Source organism: Fusibacter sp. A1 (assembly GCF_004125825.1).
Taxonomy (GTDB): domain Bacteria; phylum Bacillota; class Clostridia; order Peptostreptococcales; family Acidaminobacteraceae; genus QQWI01.
In genome coordinates, this window is the sequence record NZ_QQWI01000002.1 from 150,726 (window position 1) to 172,653 (window position 21,928).

General features: G+C 36.9%; 22 protein-coding genes. 19 read left to right on the forward strand and 3 right to left on the reverse strand.

Translation table 11 applies throughout. From position 1 onward, the window contains the following. Positions 1-107 precede the first annotated feature (107 nt). The 5 genes from DWB64_RS02700 (at position 108) to DWB64_RS02720 (ending at position 4,213) form a co-directional block, all read left to right on the forward strand. Positions 108-311 (forward strand): response regulator, encoded by a 204-nt coding sequence (locus DWB64_RS02700; protein ID WP_164980197.1) that lies wholly within the window; start codon positions 108-110, stop codon positions 309-311. A 79-nt stretch (positions 312-390) separates the two neighbouring features. Beyond that, positions 391-1,692: an HlyD family efflux transporter periplasmic adaptor subunit gene (locus tag DWB64_RS02705; protein WP_129486648.1), complete on the forward strand. Its 1,302-nt coding sequence runs from the start codon at positions 391-393 to the stop codon at positions 1,690-1,692. 163 nt (positions 1,693-1,855) lie between these two features. Then, positions 1,856-2,191 carry a hypothetical protein gene (locus DWB64_RS02710; RefSeq protein ID WP_129486649.1) on the forward strand — a complete coding sequence of 112 codons (336 nt, stop codon included), beginning with the start codon at positions 1,856-1,858 and terminating at the stop codon, positions 2,189-2,191. Then, entirely contained in the window at positions 2,188-2,544 is a 357-nt protein-coding gene (gene tnpB, locus DWB64_RS02715; RefSeq protein WP_129486650.1) for an IS66 family insertion sequence element accessory protein TnpB, read from the forward strand. The genes DWB64_RS02710 and tnpB overlap by 4 nt, the downstream gene beginning before the upstream one ends. A 64-nt stretch (positions 2,545-2,608) precedes the next feature. Further along, positions 2,609-4,213: an IS66 family transposase gene (locus DWB64_RS02720; RefSeq protein ID WP_129486651.1), complete on the forward strand. Its 1,605-nt coding sequence runs from the start codon at positions 2,609-2,611 to the stop codon at positions 4,211-4,213. Between the two features lie 255 nt (positions 4,214-4,468). Here the strand turns inward: DWB64_RS02720 and DWB64_RS02725 are convergent, their stop codons facing one another. Further along, the gene (locus DWB64_RS02725; RefSeq protein WP_129486652.1) at positions 4,469-5,440 is read right to left on the reverse strand and encodes an HD domain-containing phosphohydrolase; all 972 of its coding nucleotides are present in this window, start codon (positions 5,438-5,440) and stop codon (positions 4,469-4,471) included. A 340-nt stretch (positions 5,441-5,780) separates the two neighbouring features. Here DWB64_RS02725 and DWB64_RS02730 point away from each other — a divergent pair, with 340 nt between their 5' ends. Both DWB64_RS02730 and DWB64_RS02735 read left to right on the forward strand, forming a co-directional pair. Beyond that, entirely contained in the window at positions 5,781-6,134 is a 354-nt protein-coding gene (locus DWB64_RS02730) for a hypothetical protein (protein ID WP_129486653.1), read from the forward strand. 258 nt (positions 6,135-6,392) lie between these two features. Next, on the forward strand, positions 6,393-6,632 hold the full coding sequence (locus DWB64_RS02735; protein WP_129486654.1) for a hypothetical protein: 240 nt from the start codon (positions 6,393-6,395) through the stop codon (positions 6,630-6,632). A gap of 1,220 nt (positions 6,633-7,852) precedes the next feature. Here the strand turns inward: DWB64_RS02735 and DWB64_RS02740 are convergent. Continuing rightward, entirely contained in the window at positions 7,853-9,430 is a 1,578-nt protein-coding gene (locus DWB64_RS02740; protein ID WP_129486655.1) for a methyl-accepting chemotaxis protein, read from the reverse strand. Between the two features lie 407 nt (positions 9,431-9,837). On the opposite strand from DWB64_RS02740, the gene DWB64_RS02745 reads away from it, so the two are divergent. The 12 genes from DWB64_RS02745 (at position 9,838) to DWB64_RS02800 (ending at position 20,090) form a co-directional block, all read left to right on the forward strand. Continuing rightward, positions 9,838-10,374, forward strand: a complete 537-nt coding sequence (locus DWB64_RS02745) for a helix-turn-helix domain-containing protein (RefSeq protein ID WP_129486656.1) — start codon at positions 9,838-9,840, stop codon at positions 10,372-10,374. Between the two features lie 94 nt (positions 10,375-10,468). Then, a complete protein-coding gene (locus tag DWB64_RS02750) occupies positions 10,469-11,341 on the forward strand; it encodes a hypothetical protein (RefSeq protein ID WP_129486657.1) in 873 nt (290 codons plus the stop codon). A 227-nt stretch (positions 11,342-11,568) separates the two neighbouring features. Continuing rightward, entirely contained in the window at positions 11,569-12,423 is an 855-nt protein-coding gene (locus tag DWB64_RS02755; RefSeq protein WP_129486658.1) for a CPBP family intramembrane glutamic endopeptidase, read from the forward strand. A 210-nt stretch (positions 12,424-12,633) separates the two neighbouring features. Further along, complete coding sequence (locus DWB64_RS02760; RefSeq protein ID WP_129486659.1) at positions 12,634-13,371, forward strand: class I SAM-dependent methyltransferase; 738 nt, start codon at positions 12,634-12,636, stop codon at positions 13,369-13,371. Between the two features lie 106 nt (positions 13,372-13,477). Then, a complete protein-coding gene (locus tag DWB64_RS02765; protein WP_129486660.1) occupies positions 13,478-14,656 on the forward strand; it encodes a hypothetical protein in 1,179 nt (392 codons plus the stop codon). A gap of 342 nt (positions 14,657-14,998) precedes the next feature. Further along, entirely contained in the window at positions 14,999-16,225 is a 1,227-nt protein-coding gene (locus DWB64_RS02770) for a hypothetical protein (RefSeq protein WP_164980198.1), read from the forward strand. A gap of 11 nt (positions 16,226-16,236) precedes the next feature. Further along, positions 16,237-16,725, forward strand: coding sequence for an LURP-one-related/scramblase family protein (locus DWB64_RS02775; RefSeq protein WP_129486662.1), 489 nt, complete (start codon positions 16,237-16,239; stop codon positions 16,723-16,725). Positions 16,726-16,983: 258 nt separating this feature from the next. Beyond that, positions 16,984-17,682: a LytTR family DNA-binding domain-containing protein gene (locus DWB64_RS02780; protein WP_129486663.1), complete on the forward strand. Its 699-nt coding sequence runs from the start codon at positions 16,984-16,986 to the stop codon at positions 17,680-17,682. A 4-nt stretch (positions 17,683-17,686) separates the two neighbouring features. Next, positions 17,687-18,526 (forward strand): hypothetical protein, encoded by an 840-nt coding sequence (locus tag DWB64_RS02785; protein ID WP_129486664.1) that lies wholly within the window; start codon positions 17,687-17,689, stop codon positions 18,524-18,526. Between the two features lie 30 nt (positions 18,527-18,556). After that, complete coding sequence (locus tag DWB64_RS02790; protein WP_129486665.1) at positions 18,557-19,000, forward strand: ATP-binding protein; 444 nt, start codon at positions 18,557-18,559, stop codon at positions 18,998-19,000. Next, positions 18,963-19,679: a YhfC family intramembrane metalloprotease gene (locus DWB64_RS02795; RefSeq protein WP_164980199.1), complete on the forward strand. Its 717-nt coding sequence runs from the start codon at positions 18,963-18,965 to the stop codon at positions 19,677-19,679. Before DWB64_RS02790 ends, DWB64_RS02795 begins: the two co-directional genes overlap by 38 nt. 3 nt (positions 19,680-19,682) lie before the next feature. Beyond that, a complete protein-coding gene (locus DWB64_RS02800) occupies positions 19,683-20,090 on the forward strand; it encodes a DUF3887 domain-containing protein (RefSeq protein ID WP_129486667.1) in 408 nt (135 codons plus the stop codon). A gap of 102 nt (positions 20,091-20,192) precedes the next feature. Here DWB64_RS02800 and DWB64_RS02805 read toward each other — a convergent pair whose 3' ends face one another. Beyond that, positions 20,193-21,863, reverse strand: a complete 1,671-nt coding sequence (locus DWB64_RS02805; RefSeq protein WP_129486668.1) for an HD-GYP domain-containing protein — start codon at positions 21,861-21,863, stop codon at positions 20,193-20,195. Positions 21,864-21,928 lie beyond the last annotated feature (65 nt).

A 21,928-nucleotide genomic window follows, 5' to 3' on the forward strand; every position in this document is an offset into this window, starting at 1 on the left:
GAGTTACTTGAACATCTATATTCAAGTGATATTCCAGTAATAAAGTATGTTAAAATGTAAGTAGAGTGTTTATCAATAAGTTTATACAGAATTTAGGGGTAGTTATGATGAAAATTGCGATTTGTGATGACAACAAGTACTGCAATGAAGTGAATGAACGATTTGTAAAGGAATACTTACAAGAAAAAGACATAAAAGCTATAGTTCAATCGTTTAACCATGGCAATCAACTTTTAAAAAGTGATGAAAGGTTTGATATCGTTTTTTTAGATATTGATATGCCGGGCAAAAGTGGTATGGAAGTTATATGAAACAAGACCATTTCCAGTGGGGATTTATACCATCTATATTATCCTACTCCTTTTAGTAGCGTCAATTGTTTGGGCTGGGATGAGTGAAATAGACGTTGTAGTCAAATCCAGTGGAGTAGTAAGACCCTATAAAAATGTCAATACCATATCTAATATGGTGACTAGTAGAGTCGAAGAAGTCTATTTTCAAAATGGTGATTTTGTACAAGCAGGTGAAACCATCTTAAAACTAGATATCGAAGGATTTGAAATTGAAGAAAACAGTTTGCTTGTACAACTTGCTGAACTTGAAGAAGAACTTGAACTCCTTGAGTTATACAAGGAAGCAGTTCAAACGAACACCAATTTATTTGCTTTAGATGGGACTAGGTTAGAAGAAAACTACCATTATGTATACTTAAAATACGAAATGGAACGCAACAGTTTATTAGAAAAATCTAAAATGTTCGATGCGAAACTTTATGATTCACAAGCCGAACTCGATGGCACCAATGCGTTTTTAAAGTCAATCGAAAGTGGAAACAATAGCTTTAGTCAAGAGCTAATGGCAACAGAAAGTTATCAAGAATATACATCGTATTTATTACAGTTAAACGAAATTAATATTTCGATTACTAATTACTCAAATGACTATGAAATAAAGCAATCACTACTAGCTAGTGGTGGAATTGCCGAAGCAGAACTGACAACAGCAAAGCTGAATTTGGATACCGCAAGGAATCAGTACAGCAAGTTTGTTTCTGATACCAAACTCAGCCTTAAAACAAAACTTGAAAGATATGCTGAAAACTTGCATAACTTTGAGGGCGAGTTAAGCAATCAATCTAACTTTAGTACACAAACGCTGATTAACATTAACAGTCAAGTACAAAACAAAAATAAAGAACTAAATGCCTTAAAAACCAGAATGAAATCACTTAACCTAAACATGATCGATACAGAACTAAAAGCACCAATTAGTGGTTATGTGAATTTTAATGGCCTGTATTCAGTAGGCGATTACATGAGCCCAGGTAAAGAAGTAGCCACCATCATACCAGAAAATGGCGAAAGTTTTAAAATTCAAATGTATGTACCCAACAAAGATATTTCAAATATCGATGTTGGTGATCAAGTCAAATACAGATTTGATGCCCTGCCATACAAAGAATACGGCGTTCTAGAAGGCAAAATCAAAAATATATCAGTAGATGCCAGTTATAACGAAACACAAGGCACTAGTTACTACTTGGTAGAAAGCACAGTAGTAAACAAGCCAATGGTTTCTTATAAAGGTACACAGGCAACAATAAAAGTAGGCATGAGTTTAGAAGCACAAGTGATTACAGAGAGTAAAAGTGTCTTGCATTATTTGCTTGAAAAGATTGATTTGTGGGATTAGGGGAGGAAAATATGATTAAGATTGAAGAAGGAAAAGTGTTATCAATAGAAAATGTTATTTGTTATCGAGGTGCTATTAATCCAAATGAAAGTATCCGTCAAATAGAGCCCATCTACAAAGTGTAACCTAGACATGATAAACTCATCTCAAATAAAAAAACGAGGTGAATTTTATCAAAAGTAAACAAGCAAATAAAGAAACCTGGGCTACAGCTATCCAAGAACAACAAATCAGCGGGAAAACCCAAAAGGCATGGTGTCAAGAAAATAGTGTGAATATACATAACTTTGCCTACTGGAAAAAAAGATTATCTTCAACATCGATTCAAGAAACTACTTTTGAATCAGGTAGTGCTTTTGAATGGGCAAGTGTGATCGTTGAAAATAATACAAGGGCAAGTAGACTTGAAATTAAAGTTGGTGCTGTAAGTATTTATCTTGAGTCAGATTATGATGAGCAGCTTTTAGTTAAGCTCATCAAAACACTGCAATTGATATGATTAACCGTTTTGAGATTGAAAAAGTTCATTTAGCACTTGGCGCAACAGATCTTAGAAAGAGCATTGATGGTTTGTCCCTCATAGTGCTCCATGTCCTAAAACTTGATCCGTTTTCAACACATCTTTTTGCCTTTTGCAACAAAAGACAAAATTTGATTAAAGTTTTAGTATGGGATAACAACGGTTTTTGGATTCATTATAAACGTCTAGAGAGTGGCTCCTTTAAGTGGCCTCCTATCGGTTTAGGCACCTCTGTCTCCATCAGCCAAAGACAATTTCATTGGCTTTTAGATGGTTTAACTATCTCTCAAGAAAGTGCCCACAAGGCCTCAAAAGAACGCATTCTAATCTGATAAAACATTGGAATTTGAACGTTAAAAAGCTTTTTTTGTTTCGCCGAACATGTTATAATAAAGCATGGATAAAACAACTGAAGCACTTAGGGAAAAACAGAATACAGGTGAGCTGGATGACCTCGTAAACGAGAATGCCAAGCTACAACATGAACTCGAAATTGCCAATGCCAAACTCAAATGGTATGAAGAACAATTCCGTTTGAATGCAACAAAGCGCTTTGGTAAATCAAGTGATACTGTACCGGCTGAGCAGCTTTCTTTTTTTAACGAAGCTGAAATTACTGTGTCAAAAAACGCTGAAGAGCTAACACTTGAAACCATTACGTATAAACGCAAACAAAAACGCGGTACAAATAAAGATTCCTTTAAAGATCTTCCTGTAGAACGTATTATTTATGAACTTGCAGATGGAGAAAAAGCATGTGAAACTTGTCATACCTCCATCAGTGAAATTTCGGAAGAAACTAGAAGAGAACTTAAGATTATCCCAGCAAAAGTTTGCATTGTTGAACACATCCGAAAGGTCTATACGTGTAAAACTTGTCAACAAACAGGTGAAAAAACACCAATTGTTACTGCAAAAATGCCTGCGCCAGTCATAGCTGGGAGTTTTGCCTCACCTAGCCTAGTGGCATACTTAATGTATCAAAAATACGCCGCTGCATTGCCTCTTGACCGACAAGAAAAAAGCTTTAATGATTTTGGCATTGAACTCTCAAAACAAAATATGGCTAACTGGATTATTAAGAGTTCAGACCTTTGGTTGGAACCCTTGTATGATACGATGAGGCGTCATTTGATAAGAGAGACTTTTGTTCAGGCTGACGAAACGCCAATGCGCGTACTGACAAAAGACGGAAAACCGACAGATTCCAAAGCTTACATGTGGCTGTATCGAACAGGAAAGTATGGTAAACCTTTAGTTATGTATGAATACCAGCCTTCAAGAGCAGGCAAACATGCTAAAGCTTTCCTAGAAGGCTTCAGTGGGCACCTCCAAACGGATGACTTTTCTGGATATAACTCTGTTGAAAATGTGACTCGAGTAGGCTGTCTAGCACATGCAAGGCGATACTTTACTGATGCGATAAAAGCGCTTCCAAAAGAAGCTAAAATCGAATCAACTCATGCACATGAAGCACTTGAGTTTTTCAAAGTGATTTTTACGCTAGAATCAGAGTATCAAAAACTAAACTTGTCAGCCAAAGACCTCCTTGAAGCACGTATTAAAGCATTAAAGCCTGAATTTGAGGCTTATTTGGCATGGCTTCATAAAACGTCACCTCAAGTTGTTCCTAAAGGCAAACTAGGTAAAGCTATTCACTACAGCTTATCAAACTGGGAACTCCTCACAAATATATTTGAAGATGGACAGTGTGAACTTTCGAATAATCGGGCTGAACAACTCATTAAGAAATTTGTGATTGGACGTAAAAATTACTTGTTTTGTAAAGGACCACAAGGTGCTAAATCAAGTGCAATCATCTATAGCATCATCGAGACTGCTAAGTTAAACGGTTTGAACCCATTTAACTATCTGACCTATTTGTTTGAAGAACTGCCAAACACAAGATTGGAAAATGATTTATCCTTGGAGCATTTGTTACCTTGGTCAAATCAGTTGCCTGAATCATGTCATGGTACTCTGAATTCTAAAAATGAATAACTTTGATGTAGACATCCTAGCAGCTGAGTTCAGAACCAGTGCTAGGATTTATTTTTTGCATAGATGGGCTCTATTTGATGGATACATAGCTCTGGTGCGATATCGTTAAATTTTTTTAGTGAATTTCATGATATTTTTCTAATGAATTAGTACACTGTGCAAAAATGAAAAATCCCAATAGAAATTAATCTATTGGGAATAAGTACTTCTATTCTGTTCTATTCTATTCTGTTATCTCAAGATAATAATTCTTTCTTATCTAAGATAGTTTAAGTAACTTAATGCAGCATTAACTACAGAAGCATCAAATTCAATATTCTTTGAAGAAATTAAGGTTTCAATGACTTCTTCAATACTTCGTTTAGATCTATAGGGTCTATCCGTTAACATCGCATCAATTGTATCAGCAACAGCAATAATTTGTGACTCTATTAAAATTTCAGATTTCCTTAGTCCATCAGGATATCCACTGCCATCTATACGCTCATGATGTTGCCTCACTATGGTTGCTAATGGGAATCCAAAATCAAATTCTTTAAGTATAACAAAAGCATCATTTGAGTGTTTTTTTACAATCTCATATTCATCAGCAGTTAATTTTCCTGTCTTATTCAAAATCTCTTTTGGAATTTGTACCTTTCCTAAATCATGTAAGTGACCTGCGATATATAGGCATTCCAAATTTAAGTCCGACAAGTTCATGTATCTACCAATTTTAACTGATATGTTTGCAACATTCTCCAAGTGACTTTTTGTGTACATATCTTTTAATTCAATAACTTTTGAAAAAGCAGCTACTATAGAATGCGTCTGGGTTTTCAGCTTTTCCTGCATTTTCATTTGACGATCTATATTTACATGAGTACCTATTACTAATTTAGGTCTGTTCTCTTGCCATGAATATATCTTTGCCTTTGAAGATACCCAAAAATAATAGCCATCTTTATGCTTCAATCTAAATTCATTCTCATAGGTAAGTCTTTGCCCTGAGTAAAATGCATGAATGATTGGTTCACTTCTTTCCAAATCCTCGGGATGAATTAGTTCGGCAAATTTCTTATCACTCATAGGATTCAGCTCACATGCTTGATAGCCTAACATCGATGCCCATTCCTCTGATATTTCTTCCTCACCAGTAATCTTATCACAATACCATATTCCAATCTGTCCAAACTCTGAATAAATATCTAATATTAAGTCTGGTGTTTTATATTTGGATTCTATCATACCTTCTCCTAATCATTGCATATTCTTTATTGAGGTATTTCCCTAAGTAGATTGTACAATATAAATATATCATAAAGTAGAACACTGTGCAAAAATGAAACTACACTATTTACATTTCATATTTACTGTTAATTGGTAATAAATGTGTCTCAGACGATACCTGGTTCGGAGTGGTTTCAGTAGGCAAAGTTATGGATATTCACACTATTTTCTTGACACCATGCCTTTTGGGTTTTCCCGCTGACTTGTTGTTCTTGGATAGCTGTAGCCCAGGTTTCTTTATTTGCTTGTTTACTTTTGATAAAATTCACCTCGTTTTTTTATTTGAGATGAGTTTATCATGTCTAGGTTGCACTTTGTAGATGGGCTCTATTTGACGGATTCAAATGAAATACAGGATAGAATGATTGAACTCGGTAAATACATTGAAAAGTGTGGGGCGGTAGTGAATGGAAGTGTAGTTACAACAACACATAGAGTCTTTGATGATTGTAGAATTGATATGGAAATAATATTACCTATAAACAAAAAAGTATTAAGTTGTAATAAAATGATATTCAAGAATAAAATCAAAATCTATGATGCTCTATATGCTGCTGTTGGTTCTCAATCTGCTTTAGTAATCGGAGCAGTTGGAGGTGCACTTGGTGGTTTAGGTGCAGATATTGTTTGGAATAAGACATTTGATAACTAATCTTAGTGCTTTTGTCTTTACGTTGTTTTCATATTTCTTAATTGCAATAATTGATAAAAAAATTGATTTGAAAAAGAAGTTGCTATCCAGATATAAAAGAAGCAATGTTATCCTTGTATCATTGTTGGTATTAATTTTAGTTAACTTAATTGTGAAATCATATATTGATACGATTATAGCTAAAAACATGCTTTCTGGTATCGTGTATGCGTTGTTTGTTTATTATGGGTTGCTAGGAGTTAAAAAAAGGAGTATTAAGTGAACTTTATAGAATTGGAAAGCGAAGAAATTAAGAATGTTAATGGTGGTGGTCTACTTTCTGCTGGTGCTGGGTTTTTAGCGGGTACGATAATTGGTGCATATGCTGGAATGGTTACAGCTACTGTAGTCTTAGTTCAAACTGGTGATATGAAAAAAGCAGAAGATGCTCTATTAGCAACAACAGTTATGTGTGCTACCACGGGTTTGGCTGTAGGTGCACTAGCACCAGCACCATAATAAATTGAACTAGAAATGGGTTAAAGCTATTAGCTATAGTGAAGAGTTGGATCTTCTAGTTTGAAGTCCAATGAGGTTGTTTTATTAGACTAAAGCTCTTTTGTAGTTCTGTAATTAATATGGTGATTAAGGAAATAAACACCTATAAGAATAGTGCAAGTACTCAATTTAACAGTACTTGTACTATTTTGCTATTAATTTTTTATTACTTAGAGTAACTCATGAATAATAAATAACTACTATTTCAATAAATTCGATAAAAACAGTCTATTGAAATAGTTAGATGAATAAGGAGGAAAAAATGTTTACTATGCTAATTTTGATTACTGTAACAATAATATCGATTGTAATTTATGATAGATATTTTGAAGAGAAACTTCAATTAAAGAATATGTTTATTAAACGATTTCCAAACAAGCAACTTCGATTTGTAATTGCATTAGTATTGTTAACGATCGTAAATGGGGCACTTTTGATTAAAGACTTACATTGGGCAGGTTTTCAATTTGTATCACTAATAATTATTTGCTATATTGTATTTGATACAAAATAAGCGTCTAAAAACAGTGTGACTGGCTGTATCGGGCACCGAAATCGAGTTGGTAGAAGAGGGTTCTTTAAGTTTTAGAACTTTAGATGCTTCAAGCAAATTAATAAATAAAAAGTTAAGAATAGGTCAAGGCATAAAAGTCCTCAAAATGGTAAAACGACTTACGGAGTAACTATTTAATCGAAAGTAGGTATCATCATCTGGCAATGAACGGATCTGTAAACTTAATATTGACTGCTTTGATAAGGACACCCTTCAACAGGACTCTTCGTATGTTCAGATGTTATGACCCTTGCAGATACACGTTATAAACTGATTTTTAAAAAAGACCTACCGGAAGAACTTGTTCGGATTCCGGTGGAACTTATTGAGAGGGATTCTGTTAGAAGGGTTGATTAAACCACCCATGGGGCAAGGTCATTAAGTTAAGACTAAATTGTAGGGTATGTGTGCCTGGTATAGTATAGGATGAACCGTGTAATGAACATATGGCACAAAAATAAAGACCAACGATCAGTACTCAAGTCGTTGGTCTTTTCATGTTTATCTAATTGCTTCCTTTACCCACTTCAGCGACAGCTGAACCGATTGAAATATTGAAGGTACATCCAAGTGGTTATATAGTTGATATGTGACATATGGCAGTCCAATCTGGAAGGCATTTATTTGTCTAGATTTTAAACTTGTTGATCAATTCATCTAGGGCCTTAACCAACTTGATGTTTTCTTTAATAATACTGTCGACGTGCTGGGTCTTTTCTGTAACGGACTTGGTCATTTCAAGTATATCTTCTACACCATGTGCTTCAATGATGGATGACTCTTTTACTGAGTCCATATTTACTGAAATTGTATTGATAGAGCCTGTCAGTTCCTCAGAAATAGCACTGAGTTCTAACATGATATTGCTAAATATATCGGCGTCTTGGTTGTATTGGTCGCTGATATCTGATAACTTGTCATAATCTTTAAGTACATTGTCTTCAATAAAGTTCAATATGCCATTTGAATCGTCAATGAGTTGGTGGACTGAATTTTGAATGTCTGAAACGGTGACTTTGATATTTTCAACTAAGTTTTCTGATTCTGATGCAAGAGTGCCGACTTCACTTGCTACAACTGCAAAACCTTTACCAGCTTCTCCAGCTCTAGCAGCTTCAATTGATGCATTAAGGGCTAACAAGTTGGTTTGAGAGGTAATGCTCAGTATGCCATCTAGGAGGCTACTGATTTTTTCAACCTCGGTTGCCCGTTCTATGGCTGTTTGCAAACGACTTTTAACATTTAAGTAGATATCATTGGCGTTGCTACTGGACTTGACCGCATCTGTTTTTAGTTTAATAGCTTTGCTATTGATATCGGTCGCCTTCATCGCGCCTTCAGAAGCCTTTTCAGCAACTTCTGAGATGGCATCCTGAATTTCAGCTATGGTAAGGGCGACATTTTGAGTAGATTGAGTCGTATTTTCAATAACGCCGGTAATTTCAACTGTGGAGTCCTTAGTTTTACTCATGTTCTCGCCAAGAACCTGCATGTCTTTGAGCATGTTTAGGGATTCTTCAGATAATTCCTTGGATGTATTAATCATACTTGATAGTAACTCTCGAAGTCCACTACGTACTTTGTTAAAGGCGTCAGAAATCATTCCAAGCTCATCTTTTGAGTTGACATCTATCTGACTTGTAAAGTCTAGCTCCTTATACTGTTCTGTACTTTTTATGATCGCCTTCAAAGTGCTATTAAGCGGTATGACGATTAGCAAAATGAAACCTACGGATACAGCAATGATTAGCAATGAAAAGATTACCACCTGAGTGAATATCTCTTGCTTGATTTCCTCTAAGTCGTCTACGTAGATTCCTGTTCCAGCTGTCCAGTTCCATTCATCAAACCCCTTGACAAAGGAGATCTTAGGAAAGGATTTTTCGGGATCCTCATTAGGCTTTGGCCACTGGTACCTTACAACACCTTCACCGTCTTTTTTGACAACTTTAATCATTTCCTGGAACAGAAAGACGCCGTCTGGGTCTTTAAGTCCAGTTGCATCTGTGCCGTTTAGGGCTGTTGCAATGGGGTGCATGAGCATGATGCCTGTTTCATGGTCGTGTACCCAAAAGTATTCAACTTCTGAATATCTATAATTCTCTATGGCTCTTAAGGCATCATTTTGTGCTTCTTCCTCGGTCTTCACTCCATCTTGGTAGAGCTTGTATTGGCGAGTGATCTCTGAATATGGAATATCAACCAATTGTTGCTATTTTACAATTGTACGCTCCTCAATAACGTTGTTTGCCTTGGGTATGATATAAAACATGATTAAGGCAGTAAAAACTAGAATTATGAATACAGCAAGTAAAGATATTTTGTACTTTAATTTAATATTCTTCATAGCATCGCCTCCTCTTATTTATGTACCCTCATACACGGTTATTGAAACCTGTTCAGCCTTGTTATTGCAAAATGAGAAGGCATTTGTGTACAAATAGCAAGTTCTAATTGGCTTAAAAGTGAATCACATTATTACGTTTATCTTAAAAGGAAGATAGTCCGTATCTTATTTGATAAAATTGAGTAGCAACGCATTGTTGCGCTGAGCAATGGTGTGTTGCTTTTTAATGAAGCGGAAAAGTGTCATAATAAGGCATAAGATGCTGAATGATTGAAAAAGTTCAAGGAGAATCTATGACTTACGAATCTATTAGAATTGGGCAACCGCTTGCTACATTAAGAAAAAGAAAAGGCATGTCACAGGACGAGGTGGCAAATTATTTGAAGGTGACTAGGCAAGCCATCTCAAAATGGGAAAGAAATGAAGCTTTACCGGATTTACAGAATATGAAAATGCTTTCAGATTTATTGGAGTTCTCAGTGGATGACTTGATTAACGGCTTGATTTTGGCCGATGCTGAATTAGTAGAGGGTGTAGCCACACTGACCTTCATAGAAAGGGTTCGAGAGTCTTTCGGACGCAGTGCGGAAACTTCTAATTGGTTGGCCGAGGTATTAGGGGCTACTATAGGCTTGGTTTCGGTTCCTATTTTCATCATACTACTTTATATGAAAGTGTCATTCCTCTTATCGGTCTTGGTCTTTTTCTTAGTTCCACCTGCGTATTATGTTGGAAAATGCATACCTGTCATTACGGATTATCTAAGAACTACTGATCATATTGAAGGTAATGAAGAATGGTAATTTAAGATTTTCACGGTGTTGCTACTAAAGCAGTTAGTATAAGTTTTATAGGTACAAATTATTCTAGTTTTACTTCATTTGAGGGGGGTACAAAGTGGATACAGCATTAAGGGTTAGGATTGCTTTTGAAGAAAAAAACACACTTGATAAAGAAGTGGTTTCTCAACTGCTTCACTCATCTAAGCTAGTCAATAAACTTACAAAAGATTTTGTGAACAACCCCTTGTTTGTAGTATTTCGTATGATGGGGTTGAGTGAAATTCCTTGTGCTGAATCGTTATCCTATACTCAAAAAATGATTGACTATGCCAATCAGAAGTTGGCTACTGGCCAGGGCTTCTCTTGTTTGGGCGGGGTAGAGGAAATTGTTCCATGTTATAATGCAATGTTATTTGAAGCATACTGTCGTCTAGGACTTGGAGAAAGTAAAGAAGCCCAGGACGCATTAAATTGGATAAAACAATTTCAACTTTTTAAGCGTAATCATACAACAACTTGGCAACATAAGGGAATTTGTAAACATGGCGGTTGTCTTGGAAAAACACCTTGTTATATTGGAATCGGGAAAACTGTCAGGGCACTTATTACTTACAGCGAATTTATAAATCATGACGATCATGAAATTGAAAACCTGATTAATGAAGGAACTGACTATTTGCTGATGCATAAAATGTTTCAACAACTGTCAAAGCCAGAACCTATCAGTAAACACATAACGGATATTACATTCCCGCAGAGCTATTTCCTGTCATTATCTGATCTGGTCTACATTGCTGGAAAGAGAAAGTTGATGAATGACGAAAATTGTAATTCTATGAAACTACTATTAAAAGAAAAAGAAGTAGAAGAGAACAAGTGGAAAATAGAGTATAATTATGGCTACAAAGGATATGTCGCATTTGAAACCAGACAAAAAGCATCGGAATGGATATCCACTCTATATCCGATTTGGCTCAGCGGAACATAAAAGTTGGTCTTATTTAGGTTTTTTGTCTTAAATGGTTTTTTATCTGCACTAGAGAACTAGATGGTGTTAGGCACTCTCATCTGTTTAATTCTGGATTGCTTCAACAATTAGTGTGTTTTGGTAAGATAACTTATAATGAGTCGTTTGTGACAATTGCAAAATTTGCTATAATCAAAGAGACAGATGAGTGTTATTCGATCCTTATCCTATGAAAGGAGTTAAAGTGAATGAATAAAAAGAACGTATTGATTTATACAGGTATTGCATTTGCATGGTCTTATAGCTTGTGGCTTACAGCGATAGGAATAGCTCTAAATAGCCAAATGAAAATCTATTTGAACGAAGGATTTGTTGAAGCCCTTTATTCCAATGTCTTAACAGGCAAGGTGGCGATAATCTCTGTCATAGCCTTGTTGGCCTCACTTGGTCCATTAGTTGGTGCAGGTGTAGTTTCTCTTATTGATCCAGTGTTTAAAGAGGAATTTAAGCAAAGGTTGTTCATCTATAAATCTAGTAAACCCTATCTTCATGTGATTGGCATATTTTTAGCAATAGGATTTATTCCAGCCATACCGCTTATCTTCATTGAAGGTTTTACTTCAACGCCGATCAGTACTATTTTACTCTACCTAATAACGTTTTTCCTAATACAGCTAGTGACTTCAGGTACAGAAGAATTTGGCTGGCGTGGCTTGATGTTGCCCGAGTTTTTAAAAGAAAACGATGTATGGACAGCAAGTTTTAAAACAGGGCTAGTTTGGGCTGTATGGCACACGCCAATAGTCATGTATATCTTCTATCTACAGGGAATGCCAATGTTTGCAATGCTCTTTTCATTTGTAGGGTTTAGTGTCGGTATTGTAGCAATGTCGGTTGTGCATAGTTACTTCTTTATTAAAACCAAGAGTGTTTTGTTTTCAGTTTTTTTACATGCGACAAGCAATACAATACCACTGATAGCAGGAATGCTGATACTCGATTCGTATAAAACCGCTGTATTTGCTCAACTCTTAATTTGGGGTGTTATTTTTATGATAATGAAAAGGAATCCCGAGATGTTCCCAAAGACAAAAAAGTCCTAGAAATGATTTAGTTGATCAAGTAAAGAAGACTAGAGTGTCGTAAATCAATCAAACTCCTTCAGTTATTGAAGGAGTTTTTTAACATAGCGTGATAGCAATCAGAACCCACCTAAAAATGTAACTACAGTATTTTATTGTGGAATTATGCTATAATACTTGAGCAAATGAATACTTAGCAGTTGATAAGTTGTGCCCGTAAGGAGGAGTCAAATGATACAAGATAGCTCTACTCATAGTTGGAATGTTATTAGTGAAGAATGGTGTGAAATAGCACCCATTGATGAAACAAGACAATATTTTATTATGCCATATATGCTCAGGTTAATGGGAGATGTTTCTGGTAAAAGGATATTGGATCTTGGCTGCGGTGAAGGTGGCTTCTCTCGAGAACTTACCCGTAGGGGTGCGCAAGTTGTTGGAATTGACTGTGCTGCCTATTCCATTGAATTCGCAAAGAAACAATCACTAGAAGAAGGACTAGGCATACAATACTATACAAAGAACAGCAGTGATCTTGATGGAATTGAAAGTTGTGATTTTGATATCGTATTATGTTCAATGATGTTAATGGACTGTGAAGACCTAGATGGAACAATCAAAGAAATCAGTAGAGTATTAAAGCCTAAGGGTAAGTTATTTGCAAGTGTGTTGCATCCTTGTTTTACAGGCAAGAATATTGGAAGAGAAGGTAAAGGAATTGACAGAAAAGTAATAGTTGAAGACTACTTTAATCCAGCAGTATATAATCAAACATTGCCGGGTGGCAATATTGAAGTTGTTTGGAGACATCGAACACTAGAAGAGTATGTGAAGCCTTTTGTGAAACATGGTTTAAATATTACTGACTTAAATGAAGCTCGTCCGACGAGAGAAGAAGCGGATAAATCTGTTCCTATTGCATGGTTGAATAAGATACCACTGTTTCTTTATTGGGTTGTGGAAAAGTAATAAAACACTTACATTAATCGATTTGTGATGTGATTATCTGGCAGCAAGTCCTTCCGACACAACTTGGAAAAAACAAAGAGCATACTTTTAAAATATGGAGAAAATCATGCAAATTATATGTGTTATATACGATGAATCAATGAACAAGGTATTGATTCGACATAATGAAAATGAGTTAAATCTTGTAAGTATCAAGTGTGATGAAGATAAGGATTACTTCACTATTTTACAGGCACATTTATCAGAAACTATTGGTTTTAAGCTTATAAAATCTGACTTAAGTACCATAGCAAAGAGTGAAGATTACATTGTTTTGCTATTAAATGCAGATTGTAGTGATTTGACGAATTTTGAGTGGGTTGACTTAGAAAATCTAAAAACAATCACAGGTGTTGATAAAACTGCCTTAAGCCAATTACTAAATTATTTTTTAAGAATCAATAAATTTAAAATGGAATCACTTTACTTTTCTATCCGATGTCAAAGCAGAAAAATTATTGATGATTGTGTGAATTTAATTCAGAGAAACAATCCAGGCATTGCGATAATGGATAAGTATCAAGCAGCCAGTGTTACTAATTCAGCGTATAAAATTGTACTTATCAGAGATGTAGAACCAGAATCAAGTGATTTTGTAGAAGAAATTAAGCTAGTCACCTGTGCTGACGATGAAAATAAAACTATAGATAGTAATCATATCGCGATTGAAACTATGCAGATAGAGGATATTTACAAGGAAGTCATGAACAAAGTATCTGAGTTGTATCAGAAGAAAGTGATGGAGAATACTGTTTATTCATCTTGCTTTTTTTATGGAGTTACAGGCATGACTGAAAGTGGAAAGTCATATTTTGCCAATCACTTAGATTTGACGTACAATATGTGGAATTTGAAGATTAGGTCTTTCATTGAAGTCGCTAAATGTTTGGTTGATCACTCAATATCCCCCTTATTAGAAGTTATAACTATTCAATTGATGCTTGAATTTTCATGTTACCATTATTTTAAACAGTCACTAGTCATTGAGAGCATTTATTCTGAAAGGATTCATTGCTTGTTTTCTGATTTGTTGAAAGACAAATACAAGTTGATATATATAGATGTTGATGAAGATCAAAGGAAGAAACGCTCACTAGATAGTCTTGATGAATTTAAAAGTAAGGACATTAAAAAGAGGAAATTAGGGATTGATAAGTTAAGAAATATTGCTGATATCAAACTAGACAATTCAAAATCGATCTCGGCTAGTAAGAATCAATTAGATCATTATTTTAGGAGTTGTTAAAAATTGCTATGGAAACGCCAGCATAGAATACTCTTGTAGTTTCACTAAATACTAAAGAATAGACATATTAATAATGGGTAAGGGCTCGCTTTTTTTTATTTTATTGAACACAAATAGTTTCTTCAATGTCCAGTACATCAATACATCAGAAAAGTATAAGAAAATGATCTGTATTTAGTAATCGGTGTAACTGAAATGATTTACGACAGTACTGTTCGGTGAACGAAAAACAATATTACAATTACCTTAAAACACCAATTTTGTTGGTGTTTTTTAGTATAATCAAGAAAACTGCTTGTGTAAGTTTTGTTAGGTTAAATGGAATATAGAAGGGATGGAGCTGTGGATAGGAATAATAAAGGTTTAAGTAATAAAATCACGATGATTTTTACGTTGATTGTCATAATTGGTGTCTTCATCTCTAAGCAGGAACCATTTTATAATTTGAATAATCTTATGCAAAGCGTCATGCAGTACTCCCTTCTTGCACTTGCGCTCATACTACCGATTATGGCAGGGATGGGGTTGAACTTTAGTATTGTAGTAGGAGCCATTGCAGGTCAGATCGGTATTATCATGGCAGTAAACTGGGGTCTAACAGGATTCTATAGTTTTATCTTCGCAGCTTTTTTTGGTACCTGTTTTGCAATTCTGTTTGGGCTATTTGCGGGGGTATTGATTGATAAGGCGCGTGGGCATGAGATGGTGACCTCGTTGTTTATCGGATATTTCGTAAACGGCATATACCAGCTGGTTTTGTTCGCTCTGATAGGAACTGTTATCCCGATTAGGGCTGAGCAACTGCTTTTGAGTGGCGGTGTGGGACTAAGGAACAGCATTGATCTTAGTGATACTCTGTTTCAATCGGTTGACGGTTTGCTTGAAGTTCCATTTTTCGTTCTGCTTATCATCATAAGTGTTCTTTATTTGATTATAAAGGCCTATCAGTTTTACAAAGGTAAAGTTGAAAGCGATAAGCTAAGAACTTATCTAAGAATGATCCTGCCCACTTTAGTCGTCTTGGTAAGTGCTGTGGTCATGTATGCGGACGGGCTCCCAAATGAGATCGCTATGCTTAAAAACATAGGGTTTCCACTGATCACAGGCGCGATGATTGGAGCAGCTGCGATATCTATTCTATGGTTCATGCGTACTAAACTGGGACGAGAATTCATTGCTGTCGCTTTGAAGAAGCAAAATTCAGAAGGTACCGATATGAACGCATCAAAAGTCAGGATCATGGCTATTGTGATGTCTACAATACTGGCTTCGTGGGGGCAGATTATATTTTTACAAAATACTGGCGTCTTAAGCACATACGGGTCTCATATGGGTGTCGGACTATTATCTGCAGCAGCACTTATTTTAGGCGGTGCCACGATAAAACGAGCTACTGTGGGACAGGCCTTCATTGGTGTCGTGCTGCTTCGAGGATTATTTATCCTCTTTGTTCCTGTCATCGGTGAGTTATATTCAGGGAACTTGTCTGAGGTATTCAGGATTATCGTGATGAACGGTGTATTTTTATATGCGTTTATAGCGAAGAGAAATGAAGATGTCCTATTTTGAAAGGAGTCAAAATGAAAAAACTTTTTATCAAGCAAAAGGTATTTAAAATCACTGACCATTATCCGATTACCGATGAGAATCAAGAGACAATTTATCAGGTGGATCAGGACTTCAAGCTGATCGGAAACACGGTTCGGGTCAGTGATAAATATGGCAGTGAACTATTTGTTGTCAGCAAAGAAGTATTTACGCTCTTGCCGAGATTTGTGGTTCGATTTGCAAATGGTAATGAAGTGGTTCTTAAAAGCAGGTTTACGCTATTCAATAAGGAAATAGATATTGATCCTGACGGACTAAAGCTCTTCTTAAAAGGCGATTTCTTTGACCATAATTTTTCGCTTTATGAAAACAATACGCAAATAGGTTCTATCACAGAAGAATACTTCACTTGGGGTGATACATTCGTGCTTACTATCAATGATGAAAGCAAGCAGGATTTGATTGTCGCAATTATGATTGCCGTAGACTGCATTAAGGATGATCAGGAAAAAAGGCGATGACATTAGAGGGTAAACCGTGATTGCTGAATTGGATGAGTTTTATTGAAAATAGATGATTTATACAAACCTCAAATCGCAACGCAATGTGTTAATCATTGTGAATTCGATTTGGGGTTTTTATGACTGGGTCTTGTGTCATGATGATGTAAGTTGTGCACAGTTTGCCTTACCTTGCGCTATGAGTATTGATATTTTTCGTCCTTTTACTATAATTAGGAAAGACAACGTTGTTGGAATTTATTAACAAGGAGGAACCGTTTGATTAGGATTGCGATATGCGATGACGAAGTGACGACTTTGCATCAAACCAAAAGCTATCTGAAGGCATACCCTGCGGAGTTTAAAGTCGATTTGTTCACAAGTGGAGAAGACCTGGTTGCCAGTGAAGAAAACTACGAGATTATCTTGCTTGATATCGATATGTCCGGTATGAACGGCATTGAGACTGCAGGTCTCATTCGAAAACGCGATAAGAAGGTCAAAATCATTTATATTACAAATTATAGCGATTATACGACCTTTGCATTTTCTGTGCATGCCTTTGCCTATATTTTAAAGCCGTTAAAAGCAGAGGTGCTTTACAAGCAACTTGACGAAGCTTTTGAATATATGAAAGTCACAGCGTCAAAGCCTTTAGAGTTTATTACGAACGAAGGTGTCTTGCGGTTAGATCAGAGAGAGATCCTTTGCTTTGAGTACGCTAACAGAAAAGTGTCGATGCGTACCCTGACCCATACGTATGAGTTAAAGCGAAGAATTTCGGATTTGGAAGCCGAGCTCAGAGAAAATGGATTTTGCATGCCACATAAGAGCTTTATCGTAAATCTATATGCGGTCAAGACGATTAAGGGGTATGACATTCATCTGGTCGATGAGTCGATCGTCCCGCTCTCGCAAAAAAAATCGATGGCGTTTCGAAAAGCGTTGAATTACTATCTCTCAGATGGAGGGCGATAAGACGATGATGGATATCATGACCTATTTTGTTTTACCTGTTCTCGGGAGCGTATTCATGCTGGGCGCGATCTTTTACAGCATGAACCAGATTGGAACCAATAGGGAGATCCGATCAAGTCAACAGACGCTGTCGTTCCTATCCAGTAGGGCTGTCGTGGTTTGCGTGTACATTCTGCTTACTATTGTAGTGTCTTTTCTTGGCAGTGGAGTGCTTAACCTAATTGTGATGTTTTTGATACCGTTGATCGGGCATTACTACTACAATAGTGAGCGGCAGTATATTATCTTTTATGTACTGTTTGTCGTTGTCATTTATCTGGTGGATGCGCTATCCGCATTTGGTCTGACTTATCTGTTCAGCAGTGGTGTCCTCTATTTTGCTAATGAGCACCTAACCATCATTGGCGTTATATTTACTATACGGTTTGTCGAGTTTAGCATACTTAGAATTCTGACCGGCATTATTAGGCGGATGAAGCATGGTGTTATCAGCAAGAAGCAAATGCTTAGTTATTTTATCTTACCTGCTTTCAGTATTGTGAACCTTTTTAGCTTGATGTATTTGATGGATATTTTTGTCACGGAGGACCGTTTTGCGCTATTAATTATCAATATCGGACTGCTGATCTGCATAAACCTTTATTTTACGAGTGTCTTTGACACCATCAGCCGAAACAACCGTCTTAAGAATGAACTAAATCTTCATCACCAGCAGCAGGAGATTCAAGTGCGCTACTATGAGGCTTTGGAGCAAAAGTACGATACATCACGAAGTCTGGTCCACGATATTAGAAATCACATACAGTCGATGCAACAGCTTTATGAAATGGAGAAGCAGCCTTAGGTTTGCCAGTATACCCGAGATATTCATGAGATGCTCAATCGACTAGGTCAGAACTACTATACAAGCAATAAGATGCTCAATATCATCTTGAATGATAAAGTACAGACCATGCGTGCGCAGGGAATCAGTGAAGACATCAAGATTGCTGATGTGGACTTAAGTTTTATCCGCAATGTGGATATGACGACACTCTTTTCGAATATTCTAGACAACGCGATTGAAGCGGCACTTGTGAGTGACGAAAAGAAAATTCATTTGAGGGTCTCGCACGTGCACGATTTTGTCACGATCACGCTCAAAAATACATCAGCTGAGAAACCTTTAAAGAAAGACGATGACTTCCTTACTACGAAGCCTCATCATGAAGGTCTTGGCCTGAAGAATGTCAAAAGGGTAGTCGAGGCGTATAAAGGAGATGTGCAGTTTGAATGGAGGGATGCTCATTTTATTACGCGAGTCATGCTTACTGGCTAATGTCATCATTAGTTTTGGAGTTCCCCTTGGAGCCCTCTTTATACTGAAACGAAGATTTGGTGGCAAGATGCTGTTTTTTTCTGTCGGAATGCTTACTTTTATCGTAAGTCAGATTCTGATTAGGATTCCTATAATCAGCTATGTGCTTCCTCAATTCACATGGTATGCTGTAATGCAAACGAATCCGTGGCTATACGGAATTTTTCTAGGATTGACTGCTAGTGTTTTTGAAGAGGTTGGTAGACTTATCGCCCTAAAGAGCGTATCTAATAGGAATAATGGGCTAATTGAAGGCATTAGCTTTGGATTTGGTCATGGCGGAATAGAGGCTATGCTTCTTGTGGGGCTTAACAGCCTCGTTTTAATGGTGCTTTATCCTATAGGGACCATCGACTTATCAAGTCAAAGCGCCACGATGATTCTACTGGGCGGACTTGAGCGGGTACTTGCTATGATTTTTCACATAGGTGCTTCTCTGATTGTACTTTACGGTATTCGAGTTCAAAAACAGGTTCGCTTTACAACCTATGCGGTTCTCCTGCACTTACTGCTGGACAGCATGATTGTAATTCTACCTGCGGTTTTTGGTGCCGGTATCCTACAACTTGAAGCATATCTTGCCGTTATGGCGATTTTTACACTCATCTTTGGAATTAAACTTTACTCTATGGAGGATTAGAATATGAATAAAATGGTTATAATGATCATAATTGTCACACTTACTTTTGCGCTGCTAACAGCTTGCACTTCAACTGAACTGTCGAGTGATTTTGATAGCGCAGTGGTCGAATCCAGTGCCCAAGGGGTTGTCGATGCACTGAATGCCAAGGACTATGACAGCGTTGTGGCAATGTTGAGAGAAGATTTGCAGGATAGACTGAACGCTCAAAAAATCGCAGATGCAGTTGAAATGACATACGGTGACGCAGGCGAGTTTACAGCGATCAATAAAACAACGGTTATCGGTCAAAAGAAAGAGGATGAGGATTTCGCAGTTGCCATCATTGAAGCCAAGTACGAGAATAAGAAGGTGATATTCACACTCTCGTATGATAAAAATATGAAGCTGATCGGTCTTTATATGAAATAGGACCCAAATCGTGCCTGGCACGATTTGAAAGAATGATGTTTTCAAAAAAAAGCCAAAAGTCATATTCCGTATTCGCGAATAGATTTTGGCTTTTAAACTGTGTTATGAATTCATTTTACTGCGCTTTTGCATGGATTGCTTCCGGAACAATAGTCTTAGCATCCTATCCTTTTGACCGGGTTGTATGTCCTGGTAACGGCAAATGAAGGCAAATCCGAAATCGGTCTTGTAGTAATTGACTACTTTGATCGTCAGCACCATTTGCAGGGATACGGCTTCGACAGTCTCGTCGATTTTAACCTGATGCACCGCCTGGCTGTTATCGATATATTTTTGACCTTCTATGGCATTTAGCTGAAATACGATTGAATCACCACCAAGTTTGATGACTTGAGCCTCAAATAACTCCAACGTCTCCTTATTAAAAATTTGTGCGCTACTAGCCCAAACCATGGAAAAAGTCTTGTCGGTAGGCAAGTAGGTGATGTTGTCCAAGTAATAGGTTCCGTTTTCATAATGCTTGACAGTTACCCGGTATTCAATCAAATCATTCTGCTCAAAATAACTGATTGTCGCCTTTTGCATCGCCTTTACAGAATAGATGGTTGAATCGGCGTCATGAATGATAAACTTTCCTTGTCTATTTGTAAGAAGAAGATTACCAGAGAGTGATTTTATCACATTTCCCACCTGATATTTAAAGCTGAACGAGCCTTTAGGTATGAATAGGTTTGAGTCGTATCGGTCAGGGGTGGTCAGTTTTGTATCGTGAATCAAGATATCGACCATTGCGCGTGCTATTTCTGGATCGAACTGCTGGCCGCTTTGGTCCCTCAATACGGCGATGATTCTTTCTTGTGATTCCAGATCCTTATAAGCGCGTTTAGATGACATGGCATCGACGGCATCAGCCACCCCTAGCACCCTGCTCAGATAGGGGATCGACTTGCCGATAAGTCCATCAGGATATCCGTTTCCATCATAACGTTCATGATGATGTTTAATGGTCTGAGGAATGTTATGCAGTAGTGTCATTCCATGTAGGGTGTTCGAAACTAGTTCCGAGCCCTTGCGTGAATGAAGTTTGATAAGTTCGAACTCGTCATCGGTCAATTGACCAGGTTTATTAATGATGTTTTCAGATACAAAGAGCTTGCCGGTATCGTGTAGGAGTGCCGAAAAATAAAGTATCATCTGATCTTTCGGGGCTAGGTTCAGATGAGCGGTTAATTTGATGCAGATATTCGCCACATTTGTCATATGGTAAGGCATGAAGATGTCTCTTGCCACCATAAGCTCAGTGAAGGTATCGATCAAGAAATAAATCCTCTCGTAGTTTGAGATTACAGTTTGTATGTGATACACCAGCTGCTGAAAATAATGGACATTGAAATTACGATGGTCATCAAGATTTAGTGCCGGTTTTGAGGTGTCAAAAATCAAACTCCCGAGAATAACATTTCTTTCTAGGCTAGGATGAAAGATGTTTATCATATAAGTCGGGTTATTTGCTAGAAGCTTTCCATTACTTTTGCGCAATTCGGCGATGTTATCTTTCTGTATCACTCTTGTGTTCTTGATGTGATTCCTATACTCATCAATTGTGATTTCAGAGAACTGACTACTCCCAAAGGTATAGGTTATCTCTGACCCTGAATCGTTGAAAATGCAAAACCTTGGATCGGTGATATCAAGAAAAAAAGAAGTGCGTTTAACAAACTCGACAAAATGCGTTTCAAAATCTAAAAAATCTTCTAGTATGATATTTCTCATTTCGGTCCTCAACTTTGTAGTGTGTATGTCATTTGTTAAATAACGGCTGCGTGATGAAGCGTGTT